Below are 16,429 nucleotides of genomic sequence, written 5' to 3'. Positions count from 1 at the left end.
TAAGTCACATATGCCCCACCGATCCCGTTGAGCGGGACTGAGGTTGACTTTCTCATTCATGTATGAGTGTGCATCGCAAATAATGCCCTCGATCAGCTACCTGCTGGCAACCGGAATTCCGGGCAGGACAGCACAATTCGCGACTCTCACGCACGCTGGCGCGGTGCGGCGGAGAGGAAGGATCCGACCCGCTGCACGGTCAGGTTCATCTCGTAGGCGACCATGCCGAGATTCGCGTCGGCCGCGGCCTGCAGCGCCAGGCAGGCATTGGCACCCGCCGCGGTGACGAACAGGACGGCGCGGTCGAGTTCGATCACGGCCTGCCGCACCCCGCCCGCGTCGAATCGGTGCCCGGCACTGCGGGACAGCCCGAACAGGGTCGAGGACATGGCACAGAAATGCTCCGCGTCCTCCCGGCTCATCCGCGCCGACCGGCCGAGCAACAGCCCGTCGGTGGAATGCACCACCGCATGCCGCACGCCCGCGAGTTTGTCGACGAGATCGTCGAGGAGCCAGTCGAGATCACCAGCGGGGGAGGTGTTCACCATCGCCTTCCTGTCGGGTGGCGGGCGGCGCGCCGGGATCGGTCTGCCGCCCCTGTCGGGTGCCGTTCTCGATGGCCGAGAACAACTCTCGCGCCTGCTCGGCGCTGCGTTCGTCCGGCGCCGGGGCCGGAAAGTGCTCGGGGGCCGGATGCCCGGCCAACTCCGGCGCGAGATGCTCCTGGCGGCGGCGCCGCGGCAGCTCGGGCCGGAGATCGGCGGTGACCTGCGTATCCGGTGCGGGAAAGTCCGGTTCGGGCGGGCCCGGATGCCACGCATCGAATGATGCCGCCGCCGCTCGGAATTCCGGCGACGCGATCGCCGCCTGCTCGAGTTCGGCGCGGCGCTGCGGGGGCATGGCCTCCGTCCGCGGTTCCGCCGCGCCGAGCTCGCCCTCGATCAGCCCGGACGGGATGAGGACGATGGCGCGCGTGCCGCCGTAATCGGAATCGGACAGGCGCACCGAGATCCCGTGCCGGGCGGCCAGCCGCGACACCACGAACAGGCCCAGGCGGGAATCCGAGGACAGGCTGGTGACGGCGAAATCCGGTGGCCCGGCCAGCAGCTCGTTGAGCCGGGCCAGGTCGGACTCGGGAATACCCATGCCCTGATCGCTGATCTCGACCGCGACCCCGCGGCCCACCGAGGCGCCGGAGATCTCGACGCGGGACTGCGGCGGGGAGAAGGAGGCGGCGTTGTCGATCAGCTCGGCCAGCAGGTGGATGAGGTCGGCGACGGACCGCCCGGCAATGAAAGCCGCAGGCAGGCGGCCGGTCTGGACCCGGGTGTAGTCGGCGGTCTCGCCGACCGCGGACCGCGCCAGTTCCAGCAGCGGGACGGGACTGCGCCACTGGCGGCCGGGACGCCCGCCCGCGAGAATGATCAGGTTCTCGGCATTGCGGCGTTCCCGGGTGGCCAGGTGGTCGAGCTGGAAGTAGATGTCCAGCAGCTCCGGATCCTCCTGCTGGGATTCGGCCGCGTCGAGGATCTCCAACTGCCGGTGCACCACCACCTGGCTGCGGTGCGCGATATTGAGGAAGACCGACTTCACGCCCTCGCGGGTATGCGCCTCGGTGACCGCGGCGGCGACGGCCGTCCCGTGGGCGTGGCCGAAAGCCTCGGCGACCTGTCCGATTTCATCGTGGCCGAAGTCCAGGACGGGAGTTTCGGTCTCGATATCGAGGTGTTCACCGGCGGCCAGCCGGCTCATCGTCTCGGGCAGCTGCTCGTCGGCCAGGGCGAAGGTGCGGTCGCGCAAACGCCGGAGCCTGCGGATGATCCGATTGGCCAGCGCCAGCGCGACCAGGATCGCGCCCACCCCGACCACGACCATGCCCGCCCCGGCCGCCAGCGATTTCCTGGTGGTGTCGTCCGCGGCGGCCCCGGCCAGCTGCTGGGCCTCGGCGTTCTCTGCCTGCCAGAGGTTCGCCAGGCCGTGCGTGACCTCGCCGGCGCTGTGCTGCCATTCCGCGACCGAGATCGGGAGCGGTTGCAGCGCCGAGCGTTTGGCCGAGCCGTCCGACGGCACCAGAGTGTGCTGGGCCAGGACCGGCTCCACCACGCCCAGCTGCTGCCAGGCGGTGGTCGAGACCAGCGCCCGGGCCGCGGCGGCCTGCTTCTCGTCGGGTGCGCTGACAATGCCGTCGATCCGGGTGCGGTAATAGCCGACCAGGCTGAGGTATTCGGCGCCCAGCTCGGGGGAGAGGTCGTTGCCGTCGACGAGGGCCGCGCCCAGCGCGTTCGCGCGGCTCATGGCCTCCAGGCAGTGCAGTACGTCCGCGGCCTGGGTGAGCTCGACGGCGGTGGCGGCATCGGGCGCGGTCTTCTGTGCGACCTGCACGCCCGCCATGACGGCCTCGGGAATGTGGTTGTAGAAGGCGTAGGCGTCGGCCAGCCCGAGCGTGCCCGCATCGACGCCGGCGCGAATTCCGGCCAGCTGCTTGCTCATTTCGCCGAGGGCGCCGGTGGCCTGGCCCATGGACGCGGGCCCGATCCGCGACAGCGCCGACTGGGCCGGGGCGATCAGGCGCACGGCACTGTCGAGCCGCTGGCGTGCCGTCGTCAGCTGGCGCACATCGGAATCCATCCCGGCCACCCGCCACAGGGTCAGCTGCCGTTCGGCCTGTACGGCCTCGATCAGCTCGCGGGTGGGCGCGATGCCCGCCTGCATCTCGTCGGCCCAGGTGCGGGCCTGGTGTGAGCGGTCGATCAGGGTGCCGGCGACGCCGAGGCCGATGGCCGCCAACGCCACGCTCGGTACCAGCGCGATGGCCAGGATCCGGGTGCGGACCCCGAGCGTCGGAAAGCGCATCGCTGCAACGTAACTGCGCGGCGATGCGCTCGGCGGGTCGAGTCCTTTTGTGCGGGACGGGATTTGACACTGGCGAGACGAGTCCCCTAAGCCGGGAGGTTGCCTATACCCTGCGACTTCTTTGGACTTCATTTACCTTCGAGCCAGCTGTGAGCTTCCCGCGAGACCAGAGTGGGCAAACTTTCAGCACTAGCTTCGTCCGCGCCCGGGACAGCGGGCCGCGCCCGGCGATCCGGGCGCGCGGACGGAGAATACGAAGTGCAGCACAGGAAACGCGCATGGCCGGCAGCCATCGCGGGCGCCACGGCCACGGTGTCGGCGGCGACACTCATGGAGCGGGCCAAGGCCGCCGGATTCGCGACCGGCAATGTCAGCACCGCCGAGATCACCGACGGCACACCGGCGGCCGGCACGCTCGTCCGGGTTGGTCAACGGTGCGGGACGCTCTCGCCATCACCTCCGATATCAGTGATGTGCTGGCACTGGAGGTGCACGCGGGCTTCTACGACGCGACCGGTCAGGTGGTGGGTGCGGGGACCTTCCAGCACGCCGACGCGGAACCCGGCGGTGGCGCGCACGCACGGAACCCGGATGGCATCCCCTTCACGACCACCGCGTCCCCGGCCGATGCGCCGATCTCCGCCGCGGTGCTGTCGATTCCGGTGCTGGTCAACGAATAGTCTTTTCCCGCAGCGCTTTTCATGATCCCGCGCACGCACCCCTCGTGCGTGCGCGAGATCGGGTCCGGTAGCCGGTGCTGCCTCACCGGCGATGGATCCCTGCCCGGGTACTGCTGGCTGTTTCTTCGTTCCGCGTTCATGAACGGTTACAGATTTCGCAGGTAGCAGCCAGAAACAAGGCAATCACGACATTTCGGCCCAGCTGGCCCTCCGGCCGGAACCCGATCCGAGCGGGCGGAACCGCGCAGTCCCGGCCGGGCGCGGACGTGGCGGAGTAGATTGTGTGTATCCGCAAGTTACTCGCAAGTAGGAGGCAATGATGTCGGTGCCGGCTGCCGCGGTGTTCGAACGGTTGCGCTCGTTCGCGGCCGTGGATACCACCCAGGACCATGCGACCCGAGCGATCACCGAGGTGTTCACCGGCGAGACCCTGGGCTCGGTGCCGGTCGGGACCGCCGCCGATGTCACGGCCGCCATCGCCAAAGCGCGTATCGCGCAGGCCGAATGGGCCGCGCGCACGCCCAAGCAGCGGGCCGAGGTGCTGGATCGGTACCGGGCGCTCGTGGTCGAGAACCGCGAGTACCTGATGGACATCATCCAGGCCGAGACCGGCAAGGCGCGGTGGGCGGCCCAGGAGGAGGTCATCGGGCTGATGTTCGCGGCCCGCTACTTCTCCCGCGTGGCTCCGCAGCTGCTCGCCCCGCACGGTGCGGCCGGCGCGTTCCCGGTGCTGAACCGGGCCTCGGTGCGTGCGGTACCCAAGGGCGTGGTCGGGGTGATCGCGCCTTGGAACTACCCGATGCTGCTGTCGGTGGGCGACTCGATTCCGGCGCTGCTGGCCGGTAATGCCGTAGTGGTCAAGCCCGACAGCCAGACCCCATACTCCTCGCTGGTCAACGCCGAGCTGTTCGCGCGCGCCGGGCTGCCGCGCGATCTGTTCGCCGTGGTCCCGGGACCCGGCACGGTGGTCGGCACGGCCATGGTCGAGGACTGCGACTACCTGATGTTCACCGGTTCCTCCGCCACCGGCCGCACCCTGGCCGAGCACTGCGGGCGCCGCCTCATCGGCTTCTCGGCCGAGCTCGGCGGCAAGAACCCGATGATCGTCACCCGCGGCGCCGATCTGAACAAGGCCGCCAAGGCCGCGGTCCGCGCCTGCTTCTCCAATGCGGGCCAGCTGTGCATCTCCATCGAGCGGCTCTATGTCGAGCGTGAGGTCGCCGACCAGTTCACCGCGAAGTTCGTCGCGGCGGTGCGGGCGGCGAAACTCGGTGCCGCGTACGACTTCTCGCAGGATATCGGCAGCCTCATCTCCGAGGCTCAGCTGGAGACGGTCACCAAGCATGTCGCCGACGCGGTGTCCAAGGGGGCGAAGGTGCTCGCCGGCGGCAATGCCCGCCCGGACCTGGGCCCGCTGTTCTTCGAACCGACCGTCCTGTCCGACGTCACCGACGCGATGGAGTGCGGCCGCAACGAGACCTTCGGCCCGCTGGTGTCGATCTACCCGGTCGACTCGGTGCAGGAGGCCATCACCCGCGCCAATGACACCGAGTACGGCCTGAATGCCAGCGTGTGGGCGGGCAGCAAGGCCGAGGGCGAGCACATCGCGGCGCAATTGCACGCGGGCACGGTGAACGTCGACGAGGGCTACGCCCCGGCCTGGGGCACCACCGGTGCGCCGATGGGCGGCATGGGCATCTCCGGCGTCGGCCGCCGCCACGGACCCGACGGCCTGCTGAAGTTCACCGAACCCCAGTCCGTCGTGGTCACTCGGTTCCTGAACCTGGACGCCCCGCCCTTCATCCCGCAGAACACGTGGCAGCCGTTCCTCATGGCCATCGCCCGCGGCATCCGCTTCCTGCCGGGTCGCTGATCCTCCCGCTGGACCACCCGTCCGGCGTGCGTACACTGTACCCGTCGGAAGGGTGGTCGAATGCCGGAGAATCCGCTTGCCGCGCCGGGCGCGTGGGACCAGGTCGCTGAGAGTTACGACGACGTCGTATCGGACATGATGCGGCCGTTCGCGATTCGCGCATTGGAATCGGCCGAACTGAGCGGCCGGTCCCGGGTCATCGATGTGGCCACCGGGCCCGGCGTGCTGGCGCTGCTGGCCGCGCCGCGGGTCGCGGAGGTGGTCGCGGTCGACTTCTCCGAGGCCATGATCCGTCGGCTACGGCGCGCCATCATGCAGACCGGGGTCGGCAATGTGCTCACCGGCGTCGGCGACGGGCAGGATTTGCGCTACGCCAGTAACACTTTCGACGCCGCGTTCTCGATGTTCGGGCTCATGTTCTTCCCGGACCGGGCCAGCGGGTTCGCCGAACTGCACCGGGTGCTGCGACCGGGCGGCATCGCGGTGGTGTCGAGCTGGGCCCCGATCACGGACTCGCCGCTGATGACATTGCTGTTCGAGGCGTTCCAGGCCGGAATTCCGGGATTCCCCGCGCCCCAGCCGAATCCGGAGAGCCTCGAGAATCCGAACCTGTTCGAGAAGGAGCTGCTCGCGGCCGGTTTCACCGAGGTGGTGCTGCGGCCGCACGCGGAATCGTTCAGTTACGACAGCGCCGAGCAGATGTGGGACCGGCTGACCCGGGGCAGCGCGCCACTGCAGGCGACCCGCCGGCGCACCGACAAGGCCACCTGGGCAGCCCAGGAAAAGGTCATGATCGACTATCTGCGCGAGCACTACGTGCCGGGCACACCGCTGTCGACGACCGCGTGGCTGGGCACCGGTCGCGTTCCGCGATAAGGACTTCCGGGTTCGGAGCTGCCCGGAGGCTCCGGAGGTTTACGATGGCGCGGCCGACCCGGAGAAACCGGCCGCGCCACCTTCCTTCATCCGGCCAGCTCGTTGCCGCGCAGCGGAGCGGGAGCCGCTTCCAACGCCGCTGTCTCGGCATCGGTGAACAGGCGTGACCGGATGACGAATCGGACTCCCTCGGGGGCCTCGAGGGAGAAACCACCGCCGCGGCCGGGGACCACGTCGACGGTCAGATGGGTGTGGCGCCAGTACTCGTACTGGTCGGCGCTGATCCAGAACGCCGTGTCCGGGAAGACGCGGCCGAGCAGCACATCGGCCGCGCCCACCCGGAATTCGCCCAGGGGGTAACACATCGGGGAGCTGCCGTCGCAGCAGCCGCCCGACTGGTGGAACATCACCGGACCATGGTGATCGATGAGGTCCTGCAGCACGTGTGCGGCGGCCTCGGTGATGGTCACCCGGGATACGGAACCTGCTTTCATCACGCTCCTCGCAGACCTTCCGGCCTGTCCGACTCTGAATTACCGACAAGTTCTGAATGAACCGAATTGCTTGCGGTTCAGAAGAATCCGAGCTTGTTCGGGGAGTAGGACACGAGCAGGTTCTTGGTCTGCTGATAGTGGTCGAGCATCATACGGTGGTTTTCCCGGCCGATGCCGGACTTCTTGTAGCCGCCGAAGGCCGCGTGCGCGGGATAGGCGTGATAGCAGTTGGTCCACACCCGACCGGCCTTGACGGCGCGGCCCACCCGGTAGGCGGTGCTGCCGTCGCGGGTCCACAGGCCCGCGCCGAGGCCGTAGAGCGTGTCATTGGCGATGGTTACCGCTTCGACCTCGTTGTCGAAGCGGGCCACCGCTACCACCGGACCGAAGATTTCCTCCTGGAAGATCCGCATGTCATTGCGGCCCTCGAAGATCGTCGGTTCGATGTAGTACCCATTGGGGAAGCCCTCCACCTTGCGCATCTCGCCGCCGGTGAGGACCGTCGCGCCCTCTTTGCGGCCGATGTCGATGTAGGACAGGATCTTTTCGTACTGGTCGTTACTGGCCTGCGCGCCGATCATGGTCGTGTCGTCGAGCGGATTGCCGCCCTTGATGGCCTTGGTGCGCTCGAGGCAGCGGGCCATGAACTCGTCGTAGATCGACGAGTGGATCAGCGCCCGCGACGGGCAGGTGCAGACCTCGCCCTGGTTGAGCGCGAACATCACGAAGCCCTCGACAGCCTTGTCCAGGAAGGCGTCGTCGGCGGCCATGACGTCGGGGAAGAAGATATTGGGGCTCTTGCCGCCGAGTTCCAGGGTCACCGGGATGATGTTCTCGCTGGCGTACTGCATGATGAGCCGGCCCGTGGTGGTCTCGCCGGTGAAGGCGACCTTGGCGACGCGCGGGCTGGAGGCCAGCGGCTTGCCCGCCTCGACGCCGAAACCGTTGACCACGTTGACGACTCCGGGCGGCAACAGGTCGGCGATGAGCTCGATGACCAGCAGCAGCGAGGCCGGGGTCTGCTCGGCGGGCTTGATGACCACGCAGTTGCCGGCCGCAAGCGCGGGGGCCAGTTTCCAGGCGGCCATGAGGATCGGGAAGTTCCACGGAATGATCTGCCCGACCACACCCAGCGGTTCCTGGAAGTGATAGGCGACGGTGTCGGCGTCGATCTGGGAGAGATGGCCCTCCTGCGCGCGCACCGCGCCGGCGAAGTAGCGGAAGTGGTCGACCGTCAAAGGCAGGTCGGCGGCGAGGGTTTCGCGGACCGGCTTGCCGTTCTCCCAGGTTTCGGCGACGGCGAGCCGCTCCAGGTTCGCCTCGATCCGGTCGGCGATCCTGTTGAGGATGTTGGCACGATCCGTCACCGACGTGGCACCCCAGGCGTCGGCCGCCCGGTGCGCCGCCTCCAGGGCCATATCGATGTCCGCGGCACTCGAACGTGCCACCTGGCAGAAGGTTTCACCGTCGATCGGGGAGGGATTGTCGAAGTATCTGCCCTCGATCGGCGCTTTCCACTCACCGCCGATGAAGTTGTCATAGCGGCGGTTGAAACTGACAATGCTCCCGTCGGTGCCGGGTTTTGCGTAGATCATGGCGCGGCTCCTGATCCCGTATCTGCGGTGACGGGGGCCACTATGAACCGCGAAGGTTGGCGGGAGGTTGGCGCCGGGTTGGCGAAACGTTGCTGAGTCACTGCCGTCGAATACGGCTGCGGCAATGGACATTCCGGACAAGGTCGGCATATTCGCGGCACGGGGTGCACCTGCGCACGCGCTGCGGCATCGATTACGCGCGCAAGGCGGTGTGCAGGCGCGCGGTCGCCAGGGCGCGGCGGCTGTCGCCGTGCGGGAGCAGATGCAGCACGTGCTCGTGGATCTCGATGTCGTCCGGGCAGCGCTGGCCGAAACGCAGGGCGTGCTCGGGGTTGTGGTCGGCGAGCACGGCGGTGCGCAGGCAGACGTCGAGGTGTTCGCGCCACTGCACGATGCCCGGAACGTCCGAATCAGGCAGCAGCGGACCGCGATACAGGCGGACGGCGGTAGTGAGGTCGCCCGCTTCGAGGGCGGCGAGCAGCTCGACGGCGTCGCAAGCGAGGGGTTCGGTGAGCATGTACCGGCGGTCGGCGATGCGGCCGTCGGTGGCGGCGCGCAGGCGGGAGACGTCGGCCTTGAGGGTGCTGGAGGACACCGACCGGTCGCCATAGACGGCCTCGTGCAAGCGTTCCGGCGTGAAGCCCTCGGGCTCCAGGGCGAGCAGGGTCAGGATCTCCAGCTGCCGGGGCCGCATCGCCATCTGCTTGCCCTGCTTGTAGAGGCGCGGCACCCCCAGCGACTCCAGCCGGGTATCACCGGCCGGGCGGGACTGTTCGGCATGTACTCGGGCTTCGATGGCTGTCACCAGGGCTCGGACCGTTGTGAGGATGAGCGGATGTGAGCGATCCCAATACGTCGACAAATCCAGCACGCCGAGCTGACGACCGTCGGCGCCGCGGATGGGCGCACAGTAACAGACCCAGCCGTGCAGCGCCTCCACCAGATGCTCGGCGGCCCAGACCGAGGTGGGGCGGCCGCTGTGCAGCGACAGCGCGACGCCGCTGGTGCCCATGTACGGCTCGTCCCAGCAGCCGCCGGGCGCGAGATTGACCGATTCCGCCCGCCGCCGGACCGAGCGGTCGCCACAGCTGAAGAGCACGGTCCCCGTGTCGTCGGTGACCACCGCGACCATGCCCGAATCCTCCGACAGCGCCCGGAGCTCACCGGCCATCTCGGTGATGGGCGTGCGCAACGGCGATTCGGCCCAGCGCGAACCCAATTCGTCCCGATCGGTTCCGGGCGCCACCGCACGCGTCGGATCCACCGTGCGCAGCGACCGCTCCCACGACTCCGCCACCTCGTTGCGCAGCACCACCTCGGTGCCGGGCGGGCGGCCCGAGGAGGCCGTGGTCCACCGCACCCATGCCTTCTCCAACTCCGCACGCTGGTGCGAAGGAACCGGCAGCTGTGTCATGGCGCAAACTCCTCGCGGTGCGACCGGACCGAGCGATATTCCATGATGGCGCGCGGTCGCATCGCGCGGGCCGCATTCGCCGCAGTCTGTGCGCTAATTCGTTCCGGGCGGCTGCGCAGCCTTCGCCGCCCCGGTTCCGCGCGCTCGAACGGTTCCGGATTCCACTGGTAGACAAGAAGTCATGGTCCTCCCTTTCCGCTTCGGCGTGAACCTGCTGGCCCCCGCATCCCGCCCGGAATGGATCGAGAAGTGCCGTCGCGCCGAGGGACTCGGCTACGACGTCATCGGAGTGCCCGACCATCTCGGGCTGCCCGCGCCGTTCCCGGCGCTCATGCTGGCCGCGGATGTCACCGAACGACCGCGGTTGAACACCTTCGTACTCAATACGCCCTTCTACAACCCGGTTCTGCTGGCCCGCGACGTGGCCGGGCTGGATCAGCTCACCGGAGGGCGGTTCGAGCTGGGGTTGGGGGCCGGGTACGTGCGGGCCGAATTCGAGGCCGCCGGAATGCCGTTCCCGCCGGCGGGCCGCCGCGTCGCCCACCTCGAGGAGACGGTCACGACGCTGCGCCGCCTCTACGCCGATCCGGAGTATCAGCCGCGTCCGGCGCAGCCTTCCGGGCCGCCGCTGCTCGTGGCCGGCTGGGGTGAGCGGGCGCTGCGGCTGGCAGCCGAGCACGCCGACATTGTCGCCTTCACCGGCGCGAGCTCGGCCGACAGCGGGCTGCTCACGCTCGCGGACGCCGACTCGACCGCGAAGAAGACGGACTATGTGCGCGGGCTGCTCGGAAACCGGGCCGGCGCCGTCGAATTCAACCTGCTCGTGCAGGGCATCGCCGCACCGGCCGACCGCGAGGCCGCGGTCGCCTACCTCACCGAGCACCTGCCCTTCGGCTACACCGGCGCGCCCGAGGACCTGCCCGTGCTGCTGGTCGGCACCGCCGCGCAGATGGCCGAGGTCCTGCGCGAACGCCGGGAACGCTTCGGGTTCAACTACATCACCGTGCTCGAGCACAACATGGACCGGTTCGCGCCGCTCATCGAGCTGCTGACGGGGGAGTGATCCCCGCAGGACTCAGGTGCCCGGGACCGCGTCGGGGGCGATGAACATGTAGCTCTTCTCCTCCACCCGCTGCTTGATGCGCCATTCGCCGTCCATGCGCACGAAGGTGTCGTGATACCAGAGCCCGCACAGCATGAGCTGCCGCGTACCGTCGGCGGCGGTGACCAGCATGGGGTTGTGGCACATGGTGCGGGCGGTGGCGTTATCGCCCTCCACGCGGATGGAGGAGTTACTGATCAGGTGCTGGAAGGCGGAGAAATTCGGCATGACGGTGGCGAGGAACTTCTTGGTGGATTCCACGTCACCGGCCGGGCCGCCCATGGCGGTGTAGTCGATGTGCGCGTCGGGGGTGAAGATTTCGTCCAGCAGCTCCCATTGGTGGGTGTCCACGGCGTGGGAATAGCGGACCATGAGGTCCTCTATTTCCAGGCGGTCCGAAATCTCCTGCAGGGACAGCATGGTGCCTCCGAGTGGTGCCGATAACTGTTCAGGGACGGTGGGCCAGCGTACGGCGAGGCGGGCCTTGATCTTGCCGTTTCCGAAAGATATTGCGGGCGAATGAGAACCGCCGAGCTCGGCGGCACGCCAACTGCCCGGAGCAGGGGGTTTTGCTCGCTGACGACCTACCGGTCGCTACCGCGTCCTACTGGCAATTACCGATTTCTGCACCTCACCTATTGACCGACCGCAACAGCACTTGCCCGGGTCTGTGCTACTGAATGTGGCGTTGGATCATGATGTGGCCGAGTTGGATTCGTCGATGTCGAGGGTTGGGTCCCGGTTCACGCGTGCGGAGCCACGGGCTCGGGGCGTGGACTCGGGGCAACAACGGCTCCAACCGCGCCCATTGCGCATCGGTCGGATCCGCTCGCCCCACCACTTCGAGACACTTCCTGGTCCGCTCTCGGGACCGCTGCTCGCTGGGCTAATGCTTGCTGAAGCCGGTCGGGCGCACCACGATGACCACCCAGTCCGGGGCGTCCGCGGGAGCCTGCCCCGGGGGCGGGGCGTCGGCGGGACGCTCCGCCTCTTTGTAGCGGTTGGCGATATGCAGGAAGAAGCTCGACCCTCGGTCGGGGTCGATGCGCTCGACGTTGCCGCGCACTTCCAGGTAGCGGTACGGATCGTCGGGATCCGAGACTGACATGGCAACCTGCGGGTTGATCTGCACATTGCGGTATTTCTGGCGCTTGGTGGTGTGCGCGAACCGAAGCAGCTCGCCGTCCCAGTCGAACCACATCGGACTCACCTGCACCGTACCGTCCGGCCGGGTCGTCGCCAGGTGCCCGTACAGCGGGCGTTCGAGCAGATCGCTGTAGCCAGCGGGAACCGCAACCATGATGTGCTCCAATCTCTCCGCTTCCTTCTATATTTCCAAACATTTGGAAATACTTTAAAGGATAGCATGGGTTGATGGTGTCCGCGAAGCGCTTACGAGGTAACCCAGCACCTGAGCTGGATCTGGCGGCGGTGATGCGTGTCCTGGGGGATCAGGCGCGCCTGGAGATCGTTCGCCTGCTCTCCGATGGTCGACTACGCACAACCGGCGAGATCGCGAAGCACGTCAATCTGCCTGCTTCGACCTGTTCGTATCACCTCAAGCAGTTGTTTACGACCGGAATCACCGAGTGCTGGTCAGAAGGCACTGCTCGCTACCCGGTATTGCGCCGCGAAGCAATCGACGATCGATTCCCTGGCCTCATCACCGCGGTGCTTGCCGACCACCAACCAGCCGCACACCCTTGATCGACCTCGGCGCCGGAGGGTTTGCGTCGGATCGCCGGGCTGCCGGCGACTTCCCGCGAGTGGGCGACCCCGCACCGCACCACCGATCCGGAGTGGGGCAGGGTGAGGCGGTGCCCAGCATTGTCTTGGACCGGGTCAGTCTCGGCCACGGATCGACCTCGGTACTCGTCGAGGCCGATGCCACCTTCGCGGCCGGGCGGTGCACGGCGGTGGTCGGACCGAGCGGGGCGGGCAAGACGACCCTCCTGCGGCTACTGAATCGGTTCGGGGAGCCCGACAGCGGCCGGGTGCTACTGGACGGGATCCCGGTGGCCGACCTGGATGTACTGGCGCTACGGCGGCAGGTGGGGTTGGTGCCGCAGCGTCCGGTGCTGCTCACCGACACGGTCGCCGAGGAGGTGCGCGTGGGGCGGGCCGTCGATTACGAGCGGGTGGGCGGATTGCTCGGGGCGGTCGGCTTGCCCGACGGGTTCGCTGCGCGCCGCTGCGCCGAGCTGTCCGGGGGTGAGGCGCAACGGGTTTGCCTGGCGCGGGCGCTGGCGGTGGAGCCGCGGGTGCTGCTGCTCGACGAGCCGACCTCGGCGCTGGACGGGGCGTCGGCGGTGGCGATCGGTGCGTTGATCCGGGCGCATGTGGCGGCCGGCGGCAGCGTGGTGCTGGTCAGCCATGATCCGGGATTCGTGGCCGAGGTGGCGGACGAGGTGTGGACGCTGGCCGCCGGGCGGCTCACGCGCGGTGCGGAAGCGGGGAATCAGCCATGACCCAGGGACTTTCGGTGCCCGACTGGACAGGCGTCGGCGCGTCGCTGGTCCTGGTCGCCCTGGCGGCGGCCATCGCCTACCGGCAGCAGCTGCATCTGACCCGCGAACTGCTGATCGCGGCGGCCCGGGCCGGGGTGCAGCTCGTCGCGGTGGGCGCGATTCTGCTGATCCTGTTCCGCCACACCGGATTGCCGGGCGCACTGGGCTGGGTGGTCCTGATGATCGTCATCGCCGGGCAGGTGGCCGGGCGACGCGGGGCGGGACTGCCGCACGCGACGCGCTCGGCGACCATCGGCGTGGCGTTCGGCGCGTCCATCACTCTGGGCGCGCTGATCGCGCTCGGCATCATCTCCACGCAGGCGCGGGTGGTGGTACCGGTGGGCGGCATGATCGTGTCGTCGGCGATGCAGTCGACCGGAATCGCCCTGCGCCGCCTGGTCGAGGATGCGCGCCGGGCCCGTGATGCCGTGGAAGCGCGGCTGGCACTGGGTCTTTCGGCGTACCAGTCGTTCCTGCCGAATCAGCGTTCGGCGCTGCGCACCGCGCTGATCCCGGCCATCGACTCGACCAAGGTGGTCGGTCTGATCAGTCTGCCGGGCGCGATGACGGGTTTGATTCTGGCGGGCGTGGATCCGCTGACGGCCATCCGCTATCAGATCGTCGTGATGTACATGCTGCTCGCGGCCACGACCCTGGCCGCGCTGGCGGCCACGCGGGTGGCCGAGCGGACCCTCTTCGACGGTGCACAGCGCCTGGTCCGGCTGCCCGACTGACGACCGTCAAGCCCGCAAAATCCTAATGAGTGAGATTTCAAATGCGAGCTCAAACGTCCGAAATGCCGTTATCGTTACGGTGTCGCCGGTAAAACGCTTGGGGGATAGGTAGTTTCGTATGGAAGCGATCGAGTTCTTCATGCCGTTCGACGCCGCGGGGGTCAATCCGGCGGAGCCGGAAGCCGAAGCGGGGATGTGGTCCTGGCTGGAGGCCTACGGGCTGGTTCCCACCGAGCCCACCCGGCGGCGCATGGAACGCACCCGCCCGGCGCGCATGTATGCCCTCTGGTGTCCGAGTGCGGACGCCGACGAGCTCACGCTGCTGAGTCAGTACACCGCATGGGCTTTCATCGTGGACGATCAGTTCGACATCGAAATTCCCGATCCAGGCAGGTGTCTGGAGGCCATTACCGCCATCGAGGCCGTACTGGACGGTACGACAACACCTTCCGGCGTGCTGGCCGTCGCCTTGGCCGAGCTGTGGCCGCGGCTGTGCCACGGCCGGTCGGCAGCCTGGCGGCGGAGCGTGCGCCGGGAGATCCACGACTGGCTGTGGACCTACTACACCGAGAGCGTCGGCCGGCTATCGGGCAATCTGCCCGACCTCGAGACCTACCGCGCACATCGGCGAGACGGCGTGGCACTGTTCGTGTTTCTCGATATCAGCGAACGCGCCGAGGGCGTGGACCTGTCCGCCGCCGTCCGCCACCTGCCCGCCATGCGCAGCCTCCGGATGGCGGCCGTCGAACACATGGGCCTGTTCAACGATGTGCTGTCGGTTGCCTCGGACGAGGCCTCCGGCTACCTCTACAACTCGGTACTGCTCGCGCAGTATCACCACGGGCACAACAGAGCTCAGGCCCGGCAACTGGTCAACGGCATGCTCTCCGAATGCGTCGAGCACATGATCGAGGCGGTGCAACGCCTGCCGACCGAGCTCGACGATGCCGGCCTCACCGGCCGCGAACGCGCGGACGCCCTGGTCACCGCCCAGAATTACACCGTCTATGTGCGCGCCAACCACGACTACCACTACCAGGCGGCCCGCTACACGAGCGCACCCGCGGAGGCGCTCGAGCACGGGCTGCCACTGACCTGAAGCAGGAAACCTTCCGGCGTTGCCGAAATGAAATCCGCGGGCAACCCTCAGGTTTCAGACTGTGATGGGACCATGAGCTTCTTCTGAGCATGGCTGCCCAGCCGCCATCGGGTGGCTGCGGCAACCGTGTCCGAGCGAGCGGGGCCGATTATGCGAGCGTCGAAACCGATCCGATTCACCGCAGGACAGCACACCGACGGCAAGCGCCGGTGGGGCCTGTCCCGTCCGGCCGCGGCCGCCCTCGCCGACCGTGACGAAACCTGTGCCCGCACACTCGAATCCCTATCCCGCCCGCTCGACGTCGACACCGAGCGGAGAGCTCGCAGACGCCTGTCCGAGGCCCGGGTCGCCATCGATCCGGTGCTGCGCTCGGCGGTCGGCGCGCTGTCCGAACCCCTGGATGTGATGGCCGGGTATCACTTCGGGTGGTGTGATCCCGAGGGGCAGACGGCCACCGGCGCGCAGGGCAAGGCGCTGCGCCCGGCCCTCACCTTCGCGGCGGCCGCGGCCTGCGGCGGCGTGGTCGAGGGGTCGGTGCACGCCGCCGCGGCCGCCGAACTGCTGCACAACTTCTCGCTCGTCCACGACGACGTCATGGACGCCGATCCCTTCCGGCACGGCCGGCCGACGGTCTGGCGCGTCTGGGGCGAGACCAATGCGACGCTGCTCGGCGACGCGTTGCAGGCGGTCGCGCTCGGCGTGCTGTGTGACGGCGCACCCGAGACCGTCACCTCCGAGGCGGTCATCCGGCTGGCCGAGGCCACTGTCACGCTGTGCCGGGGCCAGTACGCGGACTGCGCCTTCGAAACCCGGCCCACCGTCAGCGTGGACGAGTACCTGGCCATGGCCGCCGGGAAGACCGGCGCGCTACTCGGCTGCGCGTGCGCGCTGGGCGCGCTGTGCGCCGGGGCCGACCACCGCGTGGTGTCGGCCATGCACACTTTCGGCATCGAGATCGGGCTCGTGTTCCAGCTCGTCGACGACTTCATCGACATCTGGGGCGATCCGGAGATCACCGGAAAACCGGCGCACAGCGACCTGATTCACCGCAAACAGTCCTTCCCGGTGGTGTGCGCCCTGGAATCGGATACCGCGGCGGGCCGCGAGCCGGTCGCGATGGACCAGATCAGGCGGGGACGAAACGCACTTCATAGGACGTCGGCCACTTCTTGCCGGTGAGGAGGAAGTGGTCGGTGCCGGGG

16 protein-coding genes and 1 pseudogene are annotated in these 16,429 nt (G+C 68.3%); 10 read left to right on the top strand and 7 right to left on the bottom strand.

The genetic code is table 11. The features are described from left to right. Positions 1–146 precede the first annotated feature (146 nt). On the bottom strand, positions 147–545 hold the full coding sequence (locus ACWEKS_RS39655; protein ID WP_354832678.1) for a roadblock/LC7 domain-containing protein: 399 nt from the start codon (positions 543–545) through the stop codon (positions 147–149). Further along, entirely contained in the window at positions 523–2,853 is a 2,331-nt protein-coding gene (locus tag ACWEKS_RS39650; RefSeq protein WP_452344862.1) for a sensor histidine kinase, read from the bottom strand. Before ACWEKS_RS39650 ends, ACWEKS_RS39655 begins: the two co-directional genes overlap by 23 nt. Positions 2,854–3,024: 171 nt before the next feature. Between ACWEKS_RS39650 and ACWEKS_RS39645 the strand changes: the two are divergent. From ACWEKS_RS39645 to ACWEKS_RS39630, 4 genes and pseudogenes are all read left to right on the top strand, one after another. After that, positions 3,025–3,267: pseudogene (locus ACWEKS_RS39645) on the top strand (alkaline phosphatase); the annotation flags it as partial. A 20-nt stretch (positions 3,268–3,287) separates the two neighbouring features. Beyond that, on the top strand, positions 3,288–3,533 hold the full coding sequence (locus ACWEKS_RS39640; RefSeq protein ID WP_452344898.1) for a hypothetical protein: 246 nt from the start codon (positions 3,288–3,290) through the stop codon (positions 3,531–3,533). Positions 3,534–3,852: 319 nt separating this feature from the next. Then, entirely contained in the window at positions 3,853–5,406 is a 1,554-nt protein-coding gene (locus ACWEKS_RS39635) for a succinic semialdehyde dehydrogenase (RefSeq protein ID WP_452344896.1), read from the top strand. Between the two features lie 60 nt (positions 5,407–5,466). After that, the gene (locus ACWEKS_RS39630) at positions 5,467–6,282 is read left to right on the top strand and encodes a class I SAM-dependent methyltransferase (RefSeq protein WP_452344861.1); all 816 of its coding nucleotides are present in this window, start codon (positions 5,467–5,469) and stop codon (positions 6,280–6,282) included. An 86-nt stretch (positions 6,283–6,368) separates the two neighbouring features. Here the strand turns inward: ACWEKS_RS39630 and ACWEKS_RS39625 are convergent, their stop codons facing one another. From ACWEKS_RS39625 to ACWEKS_RS39615, 3 genes are all read right to left on the bottom strand, one after another. Beyond that, a complete protein-coding gene (locus ACWEKS_RS39625) occupies positions 6,369–6,776 on the bottom strand; it encodes a DUF779 domain-containing protein (protein WP_354832666.1) in 408 nt (135 codons plus the stop codon). A gap of 77 nt (positions 6,777–6,853) precedes the next feature. After that, positions 6,854–8,371: an acetaldehyde dehydrogenase ExaC gene (exaC, locus tag ACWEKS_RS39620; protein WP_354832664.1), complete on the bottom strand. Its 1,518-nt coding sequence runs from the start codon at positions 8,369–8,371 to the stop codon at positions 6,854–6,856. 193 nt (positions 8,372–8,564) lie between these two features. Further along, on the bottom strand, positions 8,565–9,785 hold the full coding sequence (locus ACWEKS_RS39615; protein ID WP_452344860.1) for a transcriptional regulator: 1,221 nt from the start codon (positions 9,783–9,785) through the stop codon (positions 8,565–8,567). 181 nt (positions 9,786–9,966) lie between these two features. Between ACWEKS_RS39615 and ACWEKS_RS39610 the strand changes: the two genes are divergently transcribed. Then, complete coding sequence (locus ACWEKS_RS39610) at positions 9,967–10,848, top strand: LLM class F420-dependent oxidoreductase (protein WP_452344859.1); 882 nt, start codon at positions 9,967–9,969, stop codon at positions 10,846–10,848. Positions 10,849–10,860: 12 nt separating this feature from the next. On the opposite strand, the gene ACWEKS_RS39605 is transcribed toward ACWEKS_RS39610, so the two are convergent. Beyond that, the gene (locus ACWEKS_RS39605) at positions 10,861–11,307 is read right to left on the bottom strand and encodes a nuclear transport factor 2 family protein (protein WP_452344858.1); all 447 of its coding nucleotides are present in this window, start codon (positions 11,305–11,307) and stop codon (positions 10,861–10,863) included. A 466-nt stretch (positions 11,308–11,773) separates the two neighbouring features. Further along, on the bottom strand, positions 11,774–12,187 hold the full coding sequence (locus ACWEKS_RS39600) for a PPOX class F420-dependent oxidoreductase (protein WP_452344895.1): 414 nt from the start codon (positions 12,185–12,187) through the stop codon (positions 11,774–11,776). 74 nt (positions 12,188–12,261) lie between these two features. On the opposite strand from ACWEKS_RS39600, the gene ACWEKS_RS39595 reads away from it, so the two are divergent. The 5 genes from ACWEKS_RS39595 to ACWEKS_RS39575 all read left to right on the top strand — a co-directional run bounded on the left by ACWEKS_RS39595 (position 12,262) and on the right by ACWEKS_RS39575 (position 16,406). Then, a complete protein-coding gene (locus ACWEKS_RS39595; RefSeq protein WP_452344857.1) occupies positions 12,262–12,594 on the top strand; it encodes an ArsR/SmtB family transcription factor in 333 nt (110 codons plus the stop codon). Between the two features lie 110 nt (positions 12,595–12,704). Further along, positions 12,705–13,355 carry an ABC transporter ATP-binding protein gene (locus tag ACWEKS_RS39590; protein ID WP_452344856.1) on the top strand — a complete coding sequence of 217 codons (651 nt, stop codon included), beginning with the start codon at positions 12,705–12,707 and terminating at the stop codon, positions 13,353–13,355. Next, entirely contained in the window at positions 13,352–14,128 is a 777-nt protein-coding gene (locus ACWEKS_RS39585) for an ABC transporter permease (RefSeq protein WP_357005905.1), read from the top strand. Before ACWEKS_RS39590 ends, ACWEKS_RS39585 begins: the two co-directional genes overlap by 4 nt. A 118-nt stretch (positions 14,129–14,246) precedes the next feature. After that, positions 14,247–15,227 carry a terpene synthase family protein gene (locus tag ACWEKS_RS39580; RefSeq protein ID WP_452344855.1) on the top strand — a complete coding sequence of 327 codons (981 nt, stop codon included), beginning with the start codon at positions 14,247–14,249 and terminating at the stop codon, positions 15,225–15,227. A 150-nt stretch (positions 15,228–15,377) separates the two neighbouring features. Continuing rightward, complete coding sequence (locus ACWEKS_RS39575; RefSeq protein WP_452344854.1) at positions 15,378–16,406, top strand: polyprenyl synthetase family protein; 1,029 nt, start codon at positions 15,378–15,380, stop codon at positions 16,404–16,406. The last annotated feature ends 23 nt before the right edge of the window (positions 16,407–16,429 follow it).

The organism is Nocardia sp. NPDC004711, from assembly GCF_053601595.1.
Note: the sequence above shows the minus strand (reverse complement) of the source record. Positions and strands in the feature narration are given on the sequence as shown.

Bases quoted from the DNA above. Each gene is read 5' to 3' on its own strand.
- ACWEKS_RS39650 (WP_452344862.1), bottom strand. From the start codon at position 2,853: ATGCGCTTTCCGACGCTCGGGGTCCGCACCCGGATCCTGGCCATCGCG.
- ACWEKS_RS39585 (WP_357005905.1), top strand. From the start codon at position 13,352: ATGACCCAGGGACTTTCGGTGCCCGACTGGACAGGCGTCGGCGCGTCG.
- ACWEKS_RS39605 (WP_452344858.1), bottom strand. From the start codon at position 11,307: ATGCTGTCCCTGCAGGAGATTTCGGACCGCCTGGAAATAGAGGACCTC.
- ACWEKS_RS39600 (WP_452344895.1), bottom strand. From the start codon at position 12,187: ATGGTTGCGGTTCCCGCTGGCTACAGCGATCTGCTCGAACGCCCGCTG.
- ACWEKS_RS39580 (WP_452344855.1), top strand. From the start codon at position 14,247: ATGGAAGCGATCGAGTTCTTCATGCCGTTCGACGCCGCGGGGGTCAAT.
- ACWEKS_RS39635 (WP_452344896.1), top strand. From the start codon at position 3,853: ATGTCGGTGCCGGCTGCCGCGGTGTTCGAACGGTTGCGCTCGTTCGCG.
- ACWEKS_RS39595 (WP_452344857.1), top strand. From the start codon at position 12,262: ATGGTGTCCGCGAAGCGCTTACGAGGTAACCCAGCACCTGAGCTGGAT.
- exaC (WP_354832664.1), bottom strand. From the start codon at position 8,371: ATGATCTACGCAAAACCCGGCACCGACGGGAGCATTGTCAGTTTCAAC.
- ACWEKS_RS39615 (WP_452344860.1), bottom strand. From the start codon at position 9,785: ATGACACAGCTGCCGGTTCCTTCGCACCAGCGTGCGGAGTTGGAGAAG.
- ACWEKS_RS39625 (WP_354832666.1), bottom strand. From the start codon at position 6,776: ATGAAAGCAGGTTCCGTATCCCGGGTGACCATCACCGAGGCCGCCGCA.
- ACWEKS_RS39630 (WP_452344861.1), top strand. From the start codon at position 5,467: ATGCCGGAGAATCCGCTTGCCGCGCCGGGCGCGTGGGACCAGGTCGCT.
- ACWEKS_RS39610 (WP_452344859.1), top strand. From the start codon at position 9,967: ATGGTCCTCCCTTTCCGCTTCGGCGTGAACCTGCTGGCCCCCGCATCC.
- ACWEKS_RS39575 (WP_452344854.1), top strand. From the start codon at position 15,378: ATGCGAGCGTCGAAACCGATCCGATTCACCGCAGGACAGCACACCGAC.